The organism is Streptococcus criceti HS-6 (assembly GCF_000187975.2).
Lineage (GTDB): Bacteria > Bacillota > Bacilli > Lactobacillales > Streptococcaceae > Streptococcus > Streptococcus criceti.
Genome location: NZ_AEUV02000002.1, coordinates 1,232,140 through 1,246,327 on the forward strand (window position 1 = coordinate 1,232,140; position 14,188 = coordinate 1,246,327).

The 14,188-nt window shown below is 41.0% G+C and carries 12 protein-coding genes; 10 read left to right on the forward strand and 2 right to left on the reverse strand.

Annotated features, from left to right (window positions below):
- Positions 1-10 precede the first annotated feature (10 nt).
- Positions 11-172: a hypothetical protein gene (locus tag STRCR_RS12125; protein WP_157769174.1), complete on the forward strand. Its 162-nt coding sequence runs from the start codon at positions 11-13 to the stop codon at positions 170-172.
- A gap of 204 nt (positions 173-376) precedes the next feature.
- On the forward strand, positions 377-1,306 hold the full coding sequence (locus STRCR_RS05805; RefSeq protein ID WP_004225739.1) for an aldo/keto reductase: 930 nt from the start codon (positions 377-379) through the stop codon (positions 1,304-1,306).
- Positions 1,307-1,474: 168 nt separating this feature from the next.
- On the opposite strand, the gene STRCR_RS05810 is transcribed toward STRCR_RS05805, so the two are convergent.
- Complete coding sequence (locus STRCR_RS05810) at positions 1,475-2,473, reverse strand: LacI family DNA-binding transcriptional regulator (protein ID WP_004225508.1); 999 nt, start codon at positions 2,471-2,473, stop codon at positions 1,475-1,477.
- Positions 2,474-2,611: 138 nt separating this feature from the next.
- Between STRCR_RS05810 and STRCR_RS05815 the strand changes: the two genes are divergently transcribed.
- The 3 genes from STRCR_RS05815 to galE are packed head-to-tail and all read left to right on the forward strand — an operon-like array spanning position 2,612 to position 6,331.
- Positions 2,612-3,787: a galactokinase gene (locus STRCR_RS05815; RefSeq protein WP_004229277.1), complete on the forward strand. Its 1,176-nt coding sequence runs from the start codon at positions 2,612-2,614 to the stop codon at positions 3,785-3,787.
- Positions 3,788-3,799: 12 nt separating this feature from the next.
- Positions 3,800-5,272 carry a UDP-glucose--hexose-1-phosphate uridylyltransferase gene (gene galT, locus STRCR_RS05820; RefSeq protein WP_004228210.1) on the forward strand — a complete coding sequence of 491 codons (1,473 nt, stop codon included), beginning with the start codon at positions 3,800-3,802 and terminating at the stop codon, positions 5,270-5,272.
- A 54-nt stretch (positions 5,273-5,326) separates the two neighbouring features.
- The gene (gene galE / locus STRCR_RS05825; protein WP_004226346.1) at positions 5,327-6,331 is read left to right on the forward strand and encodes a UDP-glucose 4-epimerase GalE; all 1,005 of its coding nucleotides are present in this window, start codon (positions 5,327-5,329) and stop codon (positions 6,329-6,331) included.
- A 154-nt stretch (positions 6,332-6,485) separates the two neighbouring features.
- Here galE and STRCR_RS05830 read toward each other — a convergent pair whose 3' ends face one another.
- Positions 6,486-7,340 carry an AraC family transcriptional regulator gene (locus STRCR_RS05830; RefSeq protein ID WP_004225965.1) on the reverse strand — a complete coding sequence of 285 codons (855 nt, stop codon included), beginning with the start codon at positions 7,338-7,340 and terminating at the stop codon, positions 6,486-6,488.
- A 125-nt stretch (positions 7,341-7,465) separates the two neighbouring features.
- Here STRCR_RS05830 and STRCR_RS05835 point away from each other — a divergent pair, with 125 nt between their 5' ends.
- The 5 genes from STRCR_RS05835 to gtfA all read left to right on the forward strand — a co-directional run bounded on the left by STRCR_RS05835 (position 7,466) and on the right by gtfA (position 14,170).
- Positions 7,466-9,631 (forward strand): alpha-galactosidase, encoded by a 2,166-nt coding sequence (locus STRCR_RS05835; protein ID WP_004227051.1) that lies wholly within the window; start codon positions 7,466-7,468, stop codon positions 9,629-9,631.
- Positions 9,632-9,695: 64 nt separating this feature from the next.
- Entirely contained in the window at positions 9,696-10,955 is a 1,260-nt protein-coding gene (locus STRCR_RS05840) for an extracellular solute-binding protein (RefSeq protein ID WP_004228293.1), read from the forward strand.
- 10 nt (positions 10,956-10,965) lie between these two features.
- Positions 10,966-11,838, forward strand: a complete 873-nt coding sequence (locus tag STRCR_RS05845) for a carbohydrate ABC transporter permease (protein ID WP_004228890.1) — start codon at positions 10,966-10,968, stop codon at positions 11,836-11,838.
- A gap of 16 nt (positions 11,839-11,854) precedes the next feature.
- Positions 11,855-12,688, forward strand: coding sequence for a carbohydrate ABC transporter permease (locus tag STRCR_RS05850; RefSeq protein WP_004227298.1), 834 nt, complete (start codon positions 11,855-11,857; stop codon positions 12,686-12,688).
- Between the two features lie 36 nt (positions 12,689-12,724).
- Positions 12,725-14,170 carry a sucrose phosphorylase gene (gene gtfA / locus STRCR_RS05855; protein WP_004229237.1) on the forward strand — a complete coding sequence of 482 codons (1,446 nt, stop codon included), beginning with the start codon at positions 12,725-12,727 and terminating at the stop codon, positions 14,168-14,170.
- Positions 14,171-14,188 lie beyond the last annotated feature (18 nt).

Consider the following 14,188-nt stretch of genomic DNA (forward strand, 5'->3'; position numbering starts at 1 on the left):
TAATTGATTAATGGGTACAACTCTTCACGTTTGGGCATACTTCCAAGCTTTGCTAGGCAGTCTTGGCAATAGTGACCTCAAGGAGCAGAATCAGGGTGTTGACAAGCATTTCCATGATCGCTTCGATCGGCCATCTTTGCTGGAACAAAATGGTATCACCTATCATTCTTGATAATATGCCGACAATATTTTAGTTCTAGATGGATAAAGAGCGATTAAGCTAATGCTTGATTGTTTTGAGGGATTATACTATGATGAAGTTAGTATAAGTTTATTGTATTTATATCAGCTCTGTTGAACTAGTTTTTTTCTGATTTTTGAGCCATTATTGATGTTTGCTTTAAAAATTTTCTATATCCGGTGAGGAGGAGACGCTATGAAAACTTTATCCATTGTCAATGGTCCACAAGCTGTTCCAGCGATTGTACAAGGCTGTATGCGAATGCCTGATTTGAGCGATCAAGATGCCGCTCAGGTTATCAAAACAGCCTATGAAGTTGGTGTTACCTTCTTTGATCATGCCACTTGTTATGGAGAAGATGGCGCTGCCGAACGCAAATTTGGCCAAGCCTTTAAGCTAACTGGCCTCAAACGCGAAGATATCTTCTTACAATCTAAATGTGGCTTACGTTTTGAACGTCAGGAATTCGATTGGACTAAAGAAAATATTTTAACCAGTGTGGATGAGAGTTTGGCACGTTTGCAAACCGATTATCTGGATTCTCTCTTGCTTCACAGACCGGATGTTCTCTTTGATCCAGAAGAGGTAGCCGAAGCTTTTGATGCGTTAGAACGTACAGGCAAGGTTCGTTATTTTGGTGTTAGTAACTTAATGCCTCTGCAAATTGAGCTACTTAAAAAGTACGTTAAGCAGCCGCTTATTTTTAACCAATTGCAGCTTTCTTTGGATCAGTCTCAATTGATTGATCAGCCGCTTTATATGAATAATAAGGAGACTGAAATGTCCATCAATCGTGATGGTGATGCGCTGGATTATTGCCGCTTGCACGACATCACCATTCAGGCTTGGTCTCCGCTTCAATCTGGTTTCTTTAAAGGAACTTTTGTTGATAATCCAAAATTCCCAGAATTAAATGCTGTTTTGGAAAAATTTGCCCAACGCGAAGGGGTGACAAAGGCTGCTGTCGCTTTAGCTTGGATTTTGCGCCACCCAGCCAAGATGCAGGTTATTATTGGCAGTATGAACCCGCAGCATATTGAAGAGGCCGCTCAGGCAAGTCAGGTAGTGTTGTCCCATCATGATTGGTATGAACTCTACTTGGCTTCTGGAAAATATTTGCCATAAAAAAATAATGAAGGCTCTGTTCGGATGAATAGGGCTTTTGTTAGTTTTGTTGGTAATGATACAACTAACAAAGGTGACTAAAATGGCATGAAAACTAGATTAACAATCATAAGATTTCATGCCTTTCTTTTTCTTTAATTTTTCGTTAACGCTTTCCAAGTTTTATCGCTATAAACTACTGTTTCTCAGTGTCAGTTTAGTCGCTAATCTGGTCAAGGTTGGGATGGTTTCATTATTAAGGATATGACGGTTGAGGACATCCACAGCACAGCGCCCCATGTCTTTAGTGTAAACGGTAACGCTACTGAGACTAGGAAAGACTTCTTTGGCTAAGGGGGTATCGTTAAAGGAGATGAGACTGACGCGGTTAGGTACAGAGAGATTGGCTTCTTGCAGGGCTCGTAAGGCTCCGATAGCTAAAGTATCATTGGCAATGAAGAAGGCAGCAGGGAGATTTTCCTTGAGGTCTTTAATAGCCTTTTTCATTAGCTGATAGCCTGATTGACTAGAAAATTCTCCCTTAAAAATGATTTGGTCATCAAGGATATTTTTTTCGTAAGCATAGGTTTTAAAGATTTTCAGTCTTGGATCGTTAAGCAATTCAGCGTTGTCGGCAGTCTTTTCTTGACCAGCAATCATGCCGATTTTATTGATACCTTTAGCAAGGAAGTAATCGATAACGCTGGTGACAGCATGTTCAAAATCAGTTGTCACACAGGAATGCCCAGCAGTTAAGGTGTCGCTGTCTACAAAAACAATAGCATTACGATAGGTTTCCAGTTCCTTAATTTGTGTCTGGCTGTATTTGCCAATAGCTATCAGGCCAGCGACCTCTTGGCCTAGCTGAATGGGTTCGTCTTGAAAGAAACGTAGGATATCGTAGCCCAGTTCTTGGGCTCTTTTTTCAACTCCAGTCCGGATAGCGTAGTAATAAAGGTCATTGAGTTCTTCTTCTTGGCTGTACCACTGGACGACAGCGATTTTTTGTCGAATTTTAGTAAAATTTCCGCTTTTTTGATGTTTGGTATAACCCAATTCATCGGCGACACTTAAAATGCGGTGTCTGGTTGTCTCACTAACAGAAAGTGTTTCATCGCGGTTGAGTACCCTAGAAACGGTAGCAGGAGAAACCTTTGCAAGCTTGGCAATATCTTTTAAAGTTGCCATTGATATCCATCCTATCTTTATTTTAGTCATAACCAGTATAGCACAAGTAATAAGATTAGTAAAAATTTAGTAAAATTATTGACGAAAGCGTTTTCACTGGATAAAATAAAATTAATAAAAATCGAATGGAGAAAATCTATGGATAGTACAAGTTTAAATCAAGCTTTTGAGGAAATTTTTAAGCAGCAAGCAGATGCTACCTTCTTTTCACCCGGACGCATTAACCTAATTGGTGAACATACGGATTATAATGGAGGTCATGTCTTTCCAGCAGCTATTTCACTAGGAACCTATGGTGCTGCTCGCAAACGGTCGGATCAGACTCTGCGATTCTATTCTGCCAATTTTTCTGAGGTTGGAATTATCGAAGTTGACCTAAATCATCTGGTTTATGACTCAGCAGATGGTTGGACCAATTATCCTAAAGGGATGATTAAGTTTTTACAGGAAGCTGGACATGTGATTGACACTGGACTTGACCTTTATGTCAACGGAAATATTCCCAATGGTTCTGGCCTCTCCTCGTCTGCTTCCTTGGAATTATTAGTGGGAATTGTCGCTGAGGAACTTTACCAACTCAAGCTTGAGCGTCTTGATTTAGTCAAAGCTGGTCAAAAGACTGAAAATGATTTTATTGGTGTCAATTCTGGTATTATGGACCAGTTTGCTGTCGGGATGGGAGCTGATAAAAGGGCCATTTATCTGGATACTAACACCTTGGAATACGACCTAGTTCCGCTTGATTTAGGTGATAATCTGATTGTTATCATGAACACCAATAAACGGCGTGAATTGACTGATTCAAAATACAATGAACGCCGGTCTGAGTGCGAAAGGGCAGTAGAAGAGCTGAACAAGAAACTTGCGATCAAGACACTGGGCGAGTTAGATGCCAAAACTTTTGATGAGTATTGCTATCTTATTAAAGATGCTGACCGCATCAAGCGGGCTCGCCATGCTATCTGGGAGAATCAACGAACCCTGCAGGCTCGTAAAGCTTTGGAGTCTGGTCAATTAGCAGAATTTGGCCGCTTAATTAACGCTTCTCATGTTTCCTTAGAACATGATTATGAGGTAACCGGTCCTGAGTTGGATACCTTGGTTCATGCTGCCTGGGAACAAGAAGGTGTTCTCGGAGCTCGGATGACGGGTGCTGGATTTGGTGGTTGCGCTATCGCTCTGGTCGCCAGAGATAAGGTGGGAACTTTTACACAAGTCTTAGAAAAGATTTATACCCAAATTATTGGCTATGCCCCTGCTTTTTATACCGCAGAGATTTCACAAGGATCACGTGTTTTATCACGTAAACATTAAGAGGAATCTAGAATGACAAGCTTAGTAAATGCTTTTGTAGAGAAAATTATTGCTAATAGTGATTACCAAGAGATTGACAGTCTCTATCTCCACAATCGAATATTGGCCTTGGTCGGAGAAGACGGCGTCAATAAAGAGAGCAGTCTGACGGATTTGATTGAACTCAAGGAAGCTTTGCTCCAAGTGGCCGTGGCGAATGGAAAGGTGGGAACTTTAACAGAAGAAAAGGACTGTCTGGGAGCAGAATTGATGAATTTTATCACCCCGGCTCCTAGTAAGGTCAATCAAGACTTCTGGCAGACCTATGGCGACTCTCCGACGCAAGCCATTGCTGATTTTTACCGACTAAGCAAGGCTAATGACTATATTAAGGTAGCAGCTATCGCTAAAAATATTGCCTATCAAGTGCCTTCGGCTTACGGTGATATTGAAATTACCATTAATTTATCCAAACCTGAAAAAGACCCCAAGGCAATTGCTGCAGCTAAGAAAGTTAAGGCGTCTTCCTATCCCAAGTGCCAACTTTGTATGGAAAATGAGGGATATCAGGGTCGGATTGACTATCCAGCCAGAGCCAATCATCGCATTATTCACCTAGATTTGTTAGGACAGGAATGGGGCTTTCAATATTCGCCCTATGCTTATTTCAATGAGCATTGTATCTTTTTAGATCGCCAGCATATCCCTATGCAGATTACAAGAAGAACTTTTGAACAACTTCTAGAGATTGTGGATAAATTTCCCGGTTATTTTGCAGGTTCGAACTCTGACCTACCTATCGTTGGGGGATCTATACTGACCCATAACCACTATCAGGGGGGACGTCATGTTTTCCCTATGGAGAAGGCAGAGCTTGATTATACTTTTTACTTTAAAGATTTCCCTGATATTAAAGCTGGAATTGTCAAATGGCCTATGTCGGTCATTCGTTTGACGGGGAAAAATAAAAGCCGCCTTGTGGCCTTAGCAGAAGAGATTCTCCAAGCTTGGCGACACTATAGTGATCCCAAAGTGGATGTAGTTGCTTTTAGTCAAGAAGGTTCTCACCATACGGTAACTCCGATTGCCAGAAAACGCAACAGCCAGTTCGAGTTGGATATAGTTCTCCGCGATAACCATACATCAGATCAGTATCCAGATGGTGTCTACCATCCTCATGCCGATGTTCAGCATATCAAAAAGGAAAACATTGGCCTAATTGAGGTCATGGGGTTGGCTATTCTCCCACCTCGTCTAAAAGAGGAATTGGTTGAGGTTGAAAACTATCTGATAAATCAGTATAATGAGATTGCTGACTATCACAAGACTTGGGCGGATGAGTTAAAAAGCTCTGTCAATGTTAGCGTTGGTAATGTGCATCAGGTCGTGCAGCATGCCGTTGGCCAAGTTTTTGTTCGTGTGCTGGAAGATGCGGGTGTCTATAAACGAAATCCAGATGGTCAACTGGCATTTAGACGCTTCCTTGAAACCATTGGCATAGACTAAGCAAATGAATCAAATGATGAAAGGGAGGGCTTAAGCCCTAGTGTATCTTGTAAAATGGCAATTTTAGTTCTTGGAGGAGCTGGTTATATCGGCTCTCACATGGTGGATTATTTGGTCCAAAAGGGGCAGGAAGATGTTGTAGTGGTGGATAACTTGGTGACTGGTCACCGGGCTGCTGTTCATCCATCCGTCAAGTTCTATCAAGGAGATTTAGCAGATCAAAATTTCATGCGGCAGGTTTTTAGGGAGAATCCTGACCTTAATGCTGTTATCCATTTTGCGGCTTTTTCTCTGGTGGCCGAGTCCATGGAGAATCCTCTCAAGTATTTCGATAACAATACAGCCGGGATGATTAAACTTTTGGCAGTCATGAATGAGTTTGATATCAAGCATATTGTTTTCTCGTCAACTGCAGCGACTTATGGCATTCCTGAAGAAATTCCCATTAAAGAAACAACGCTACAAAGACCAATCAATCCTTATGGCGAAAGTAAGTTGATGATGGAGACCATTATGGAATGGTCCGATCAGGCTTATGGTATTAAGTTCGTGCCTTTGCGTTATTTTAACGTGGCTGGGGCTAAGCCAGATGGTTCTATTGGTGAGGATCATGGACCTGAAACCCACTTGCTGCCAATCATTCTTCAAGTAGCTCAAGGGGTACGAGAAAAAATCATGATTTTTGGGGATGACTATGATACTCCTGATGGCACTAATGTGCGTGACTATGTTCATCCTTTTGACTTGGCATCGGCCCACTTACTCGCCTTAGATTATTTGCGTCAAGGCAATCCCTCTACCGCCTTTAATCTCGGTTCGGCGACAGGCTTTTCTAACCTGCAAATTTTAGAAGCTGCCCGCAAGGTCACAGGTAAGGAAATCCCAGCTGAAAAGGCTGACCGCCGGCCAGGAGATCCTGATACTTTGGTTGCAGATTCGACCAAGGCCAGAGAGGTTCTCGGCTGGGCACCTAAATTTGATAATATTGAAAAAATTATCCAAACTGCTTGGGCTTGGCATTCCAGTCACCCAAAGGGTTATGACGATAGAAATGCATGAAACGGTAAAAACTCCTAGTCTGGCTATACGTTAGCGGCTAGGAGTTTTTTTGTGATTTTATTCCAAAAATTCATAAAGAAATTTATTAGGAAACTCGCGGACTTCAAGTAGTCAACTACTGTTTTTAAACTGGAAAGGTGTAAAGTTTTTTAATTCACTCTTTAGGAGGGTTAGCTAATTTTTTCAGTTGCTCCTTGCGGAAGTAGCTGGGATTTCTCTTGAAGTATTTTTTAAAGACTTTGCTAAAAGCTAAAACATCGGTGAAGCCAACAGAGTGAGCAATCTCTGTTATGGTTAGGTTCGGCTTTTTTAGGAGGCTGGCTCCTTTTTCCATACGTACTTTTAGTAAATATTCTTTAATGGAGTAACCAGTTCGTTCTTTAAAGATTTTGTAGAGATAGCTCCGATTGAGATTCAATTTTTTGGCTATTTCAGAAACTTTCAGCGGTTGATCGTACTGACTATGGATAATTTTCAAAACCTGCCGATTATAATTTTCAATCTGTTGACCGGCATCTTGGTTAATTTGGGGAAACTCTTCCAACAGGCTAGCCAACAATTGGTAGAGCTGAGCCAAAAGCCGTAATTCATTGATTGTTGTTAAAGAACGATCATCGCTATCAAAAAGTTCCAATAATTGTTTCAGAATAGCCGAATCTAATGAAGAGTGGGCATAGTAGTCAGTCATGAGAGAAGTTTGTTGGAGGAGGGAATCTGCTCTAGATCCACTAAAGCCTATCCAAAGGTAAGTCCAAGGCTCTTTTCTATCAGCTTGGTAAAAGCTAACATGATTTTTAGGTAACAAAAATAAGTCTCCCGTTCCTAGAGATGCAGATTTTCCGTCTATCCGAAGGTTTCCCTGACCGCTAATGATAAAATGAAGGACATAGTTATCACGGGTGCTCGGTCCAAAAGAATAGCCAGAATCACAAGCTTCAGCACCATAGTGGTCAATATTGAGGTCAATGTGGTTGCTATCAAATTCATTGTAGGTGTTTAAAACATTCATCTTAGCCCTCCTTGTCTTTAGGCAACATTATACCATATAAAGGAAACATAGAACTATATAATAAAGCGCTTACAACGATTATAATAGAGAAGTAAACGAGTAGATTACTTAGGAAGGGTATGTCTATGGGAATTAAGATTGAAGGTAATCTATTTTATATAGAAGCGCAAACCTCTTCAATGATTATTGAACAAAAGAATTCTGATTTATTGTTAAGGCATCTGGGAAAGAAAATCTCCCAATATCATTTTTCTAATAGGGTTCATGAACGCGATCATGCTTTTTCTGGAAATCCCGATCCAAACGTCAGAACCTATAGCTATGACACTCAGCGACAGATTCTAGGGACTCACGGTTTTGGTGATTTTAGGCAGCCAGCCTTAGTCCTGCAGCATGGTAATAATGCTTTGAATCAGTTCAAATTTACCGAGGCTAGGGTCATAGAAGGCGTAGTGGTGGCCAGTGGCTTACCGAACCCGTATTCAGCTGAGGGGGCTGAAACCTTGGAATTAAGCTTGGTTGATGACCTTTCCCAAACAAGGGTCAAACTTTACTATACAACTTATTCTGGGCGAGACACCTTATCGACTTTTATTCGGATTGAAAATTTTTCTAAAGAAAAAGTTATCCTTCACCGTATCTTATCGACCATGTGTGATTTGCCAGCTGCTCCTTATGATGTAATCAGTCTCCAAGGAGCCTATGCCAGAGAAAAAACAGTTCGAAGGCAAGCGGTTGAACAGGGAACTTTTTCCATCAGTTCCAATCGGGGGGCTTCTGGTCATTCGCAGACACCTGCTCTAATTTTGTGTGAACAAGAAGCTAATGACTATTATGGTGAATCTTTAGCCTTGCAACTCCTCTATAGTGGGAATTTCCAAGCTTTTGTTCAGCAGAATCAGCTCAATGAAATCCGTTTGGGAATAGGCATTAATGATGAGAATTTTGCTTGGGAGCTAAAGCCAGGCGAGACTTTTGATACTCCTGTAGCCCTGATTAGCTATAGCGATCAAGGATTGACAGCTCTTAGCCAAGAGAGCCAGTCCTTTGTTCAATCCCACATCATTCCCCAGCAATTTGCAGATGTTGAACGTCCTATTCTCATCAATAACTGGGAGGCAACCTATTTTGATTTTCAAAAAGACAAATTGCTTCAGTTAGCAGATGAGGCCAGTCAGTTAGGGATGGAGCTTTTCGTACTAGATGATGGTTGGTTCGGCCATCGTTTTGATGATAATCGGGCTCTGGGTGACTGGTGGGTAAATGAAGAAAAATTGGGGGGCAGCTTAAACCAGTTGATTGCTGACATCCACGCCAAAGGCTTGAGATTTGGCCTCTGGGTTGAACCTGAGATGATTTCCGAAGATAGTAATCTTTATAGGAAGTATCCCGACTGGGTCATTCAGGCAGCTGGACGCAGCCACACCTATTCTCGCAACCAGCTTGTTCTAAACTTTGCAAACCCTGAAGTAGTGGAGTATATTAAGCTAACTTTTGATGATATCTTGCGTCGGCATGCAATCGACTATATCAAGTGGGATTACAACCGTAATATCACCAATGTTGGTAATGGTGATACCTATCTGGAGACACAAATGCAATCCCATGCTTACATATTGGGACTGTACGAGGTTATTGATTATCTGACAAAGAAGCACCCGCAAGTTCTTTTTGAGAGCTGCTCGGGCGGTGGTGGCCGTAATGACCTTGGAATGATGCGATATTTCCCACAAGTTTGGGCCAGCGATAATACAGATGCTATTTCTCGCCTGTCTATTCAGTATGGATCTTCTTATCTTTACCCAACAATCTCTATGGGAGCTCATGTGTCAGCTGTTCCCAATCACCAGATGGGAAGGGTTACACCGCTTAAAACACGAGGCCATGTCGCTATGATGGGTAATCTCGGCTATGAGTTGGATTTAACCAAGCTTTCTGACTTAGAAAAGGAAGAAATTGCTAATCAAGTTAAGCGATATAAGGCTATCCGTCCAACCGTTCAAAAAGGGAGGCTTTACCGCCTTCTTAATCCAAGCAGAGGGGCTAATGAGATGGCTGTCCAGTTTAATGATGACAAGCAGGTGGTTCTTACTTATGTCCGTATTTTGTCCACGATTGAGACCATGGAAACAACCCTCAAGCTAAAGGGATTGGATCCGGACGCAACTTATAAATTGGTAGATGAGGATAAGTCTTATTCGGGTGCTGAACTTATGTATGCTGGTTTGACCATGGTTCTTCCTCAAGGCGACTACCTCAGTAAGCAACTTTATTTTGTAAAAGAAACTTAGACAGACAGACTTAATCGCCTGTCTTCTAGCCCTAATAGAATTTTGGAAGAATGGAGGCTAATTGATGAAATGGTTTAACCAAGTAAAATTCATTCTAGGCTTAGGAATGGTAATATTGGCGGCTGTATTTTTAACGGCATGTCACAAGGATTCCTTGCCTAGTGGAAAAGTAACGATTGAATATTTCAATCAGAAAAAGGAAATGTCCAAGACCTTGAAGGAAATCGCTAAAGATTTTGAAAAGGAAAATCCTAAGATTCATGTCAAGGTTGTCGATGTACCCAATCCTGGTGATGTCTTGAAATCACGGATGCTCTCAGGTGACGTCCCCGATGTCATTAATATCTACCCACAAAATGTTGATTTCCAAGAGTGGGCAAAGGCGGGTTATTTTGAAGATATGACCCATAAGTCCTATGTTAATAATATTAAAAATAACTATGCCCAGAAGTATGCTATCAAGAAAAAAGTTTACAATGTTCCTCTCTCCGCTAATGTTTATGGTATCTACTATAATAAGACAGCCTTTGCCAAACTTGGTTTAAAGGTGCCAGAAACTTGGAATGAATTTGAAAGCTTAGTTGATACCATCATCAAAAACAAGCAAACACCATTTGCCATCGCTGGTTCTGAAGGTTGGACGCTTAATGGGTATAATCAACTGGCCTTTGTAACCTCAGCGGGTAGCAGAAAAGTAGTCAATGATTATCTGCGTTTTTCAAAACCTGATTCGATTAAAGCTAGTGATCCCTTGATGAAAAAGGATATTGAACGCCTCGACCTTCTGCGTAAAAAAGGTGCCCTTCAAACCAACTGGCAAGGTGCCAGCTACAATGATGCTTTAGTTAGCTTCGCTAAAGGAGATGCCTTAATGACGCCAAATGGTTCTTGGGCCTTGACCGTTATTAAACAACAGGATCCAAATTTTGAAATTGGTACCTTTGCGTTTCCAGGTGAAAAGAAAGGAGATTCTCTAACTATCGGCGCAGGTGATTTGGCTCTCTCTATCTCCTCTAAAAGCAAACACAAGAGTGCAGCTAATAAGTTTGTGGCTTATATGACAACAGCTAAGGCTATGCAAAAATACTATGATATTGACGGCTCGCCAATTGCGGTTAAGGGTGTCAAAGAAAAATCTGATTCCGAGTTAGCTAATCTTAATAAGTTAGCTTTTACCAATCGTCACTTGGTTTGGTTAGCTCAAGATTGGACCAGCGAGAACGATTTCTTCACCTTGACCAGCAACTATCTGACAACTGGTAATAAGCAAGGTTATGCTGATGATTTGAATGCCTTCTTTAATCCCATGAAGGCGACGGAATAGGAGGAAAGTCATGCAGTTTAGAAAATTTTTCAACAAATATTGGGGCTGGTCATTTCTGATTATTCCCTTACTTTTACAGGCTATTTTCTTCTATCTGCCTATGATTCAGGGAGCTTTTTATAGTTTGACTGACTGGACGGGCTTAACCTACAATTTCCATTTTGTTGGTCTCAACAACTATAAGATTTTGGCCACAGATAACAAGTTTCTGTCCGCTATTGGATTCACCCTGATTCTGACTGTTTGTCTCATCGTTGGTGAGATTGCTTTGGGGATTTTCATTGCTAGGGCTCTCAATTCAAAAATCAAAGGACAGACCTTCTTTAGAGCTTGGTTCTTCTTTCCAGCAGTTCTGTCTGGGTTGACCGTTTCCTTGATTTTTAAACAAATTTTTAATTACGGTCTGCCTGCTATCGGTTCTGCTCTGCATATTGACTTTTTGAAGGTCAGTTTATTAGGGACTAATGCAGGTGCTATTTTCTCCGTTATCTTTGTCCTCTTATGGCAAGGATTAGCCATGCCAATTATTATTTTTCTCTCGGGTCTGCAAAGTATTCCATCTGAAATTATTGAAGCAGCTGAAATTGACGGAGCAAGCAGTCGCCAGATTTTTTGGAGTGTAGAGCTGCCCTACCTCCTTCCAAGCATCTCAATTGTCTTTATTATGGCTCTGAAAGCAGGGCTAACTGCCTTTGACCAAATTTTTGCCCTGACTGGTGGTGGACCAAATGACTCTACGACATCTCTAGGACTCTTGGTCTATAACTATGCCTTTAAGAATAATTCTTATGGCTATGCCAATGCTATTGCCCTTGTTCTCTTTGTCATTATCGGTATCATTTCTATTTTGCAAATTAGACTGTCTAAAAAGTTTGAAATTTAAGAGGAGGTCTATGAAAATGAAAAAACATAAAACTCTTGATAATTTTTGGAACTATGTCCTTCTCAGCGCTGGCGGTTTTCTTATTTTAATACCCTTACTGGTTACCGTTTTTAGCTCCTTTAAAACCACTAAGGATATTATGGAGAATTTTTTCTCTTGGCCAAATCCTTTTACCTTAGATAACTATCAAAGACTCTTAAATGATGGTATTGGTAGTTACTTCTGGAATTCCACCATTATCACCGTTGTTTCGGTCGCTGTTGTTATGCTTTTCGTTCCAGCGGCAGCTTACTCCATTGCTCGCAATATGTCTCGGAAGAAGGCCTTTGCTATCATGTATAGCCTTTTGATTCTTGGGATTTTCGTGCCCTTCCAAGTCATTATGATTCCTATTACTGTGATGATGAATCGGCTTGGTTTAGCTAATATATGGGGGTTGATTATCCTCTACCTAACCTATGCTATCCCTCAGACTCTTTTTCTCTATGTTGGATATATCAAGATGAGCGTTCCAGATAGTCTGGATGAAGCGGCAGAAATTGATGGGGCAGATAGGTTCACGACTTATTTCAAAGTTATCTTTCCCATGCTCAAACCTATGCATGCGACGACCCTCATTATCAATGCTCTCTGGTTCTGGAATGACTTCATGTTACCCCTCTTGATTTTGAACAAGGATTCCAAACTTTGGACCTTGCCTCTCTTCCAATACAATTATACTGGTCAGTATTTCAATGACTATGGACCAAGCTTTGCGTCCTATATTGTCGGCATTATCACTATCACCATCGTCTACCTGATCTTCCAAAAGCATATCATTTCAGGAATGAGCAATGGTGCTGTCAAATGATAACTAAAAGCTAAGTGAGTTAGAAAAGAGGTTGCGATGACACTAACAAATAAAACGATGTTAATTACCTACTCAGATAGTTTAGGTAGGAACCTAAAAGAGCTGGATGAAAATATCAGCATCTATTTTGGAGATGCAATTGGAGGCGTCCATCTCCTGCCTTTCTTCCCCTCGACAGGAGATAGGGGATTCGCTCCAGTTGATTACGATAAGGTGGATCCTGCTTTTGGTGACTGGGATGATGTCAAACGTTTAGGTGCTAAATACTACCTGATGTTTGATTTTATGATTAATCATATCTCCCGTCAATCTAAGTATTATAAGGATTTTCAAGAGAAAAAAGATGCTTCTGACTATGCGGATTTATTTCTGCGCTGGGAAAAATTCTGGCCGGAAAACCGTCCCACCCAAGCAGATATTGATTTAATTTATAAACGTAAAGACAAGGCTCCTATGCAGGAGATTGTCTTCGCCGATGGAACCAAAGAACATCTCTGGAATACTTTCGGAGAAGAGCAAATTGATCTAGATGTTACTAAAGAAGTGACCATGGACTTTATCAAAAAAAACATCGAGCATCTAGCAGTCAATGGTTGTGATCTCATTCGCCTGGATGCCTTTGCCTACGCCGTGAAAAAATTGGACACTAATGATTTCTTTGTCGAACCAGAAATTTGGGATCTCCTAACCAAGGTACAGACAATCGCCAAGGAAGCAGGGGCAGATATCCTGCCGGAAATACATGAGCATTATTCTATCCAGTTCAAAATTGCTGAGCATGACTATTTCATTTATGATTTTGCCCTTCCAATGGTAACCCTTTACTCTCTTTATAGCGGTAGGGTGCAACGTTTGGCAGATTGGCTGGCTAAAAGTCCTATGAAGCAATTTACTACGCTGGATACCCATGATGGCATTGGAGTTGTAGATGTTAAAGATATCTTGACAGACGAGGAAATTGCTTACACTTCCGATCAACTCTACAAGGTTGGAGCCAACGTCAATCGCAAATATTCAACGGCAGAATATAATAACCTTGATATTTATCAAATCAACTCGACCTACTATTCAGCCCTTGGTGACGATGACAAGAAGTATTTCTTAGCTCGTCTCATTCAAGCTTTTGCACCAGGGATTCCACAAGTTTATTATGTTGGACTTTTGGCTGGAAAAAACGATCTGAAGCTCTTGGAAAAAACCAAGGAAGGTCGCAATATCAATCGTCATTATTATAGCAGTGAAGAGATTGCTCACGAGGTTGAACGGCCAGTTGTCAAAGCTTTGATCAAACTGTTTAGCTATCGCAACAACTCTCAAGCTTTCGACTTAGACGGCAGCCTTGAAACGGAAGTTCTGGATGACCACACCATCGTTATCAAGCGTTCTAATCAGGACAAGAGTGCTTTAGCTCAAGCTGTTATTAATTTGCAAGATTTAACCTATCAGGTCACTGAGAATGGTCAAACCATTACATTCGAATGAGAAGGAGTTAGCAGAAGA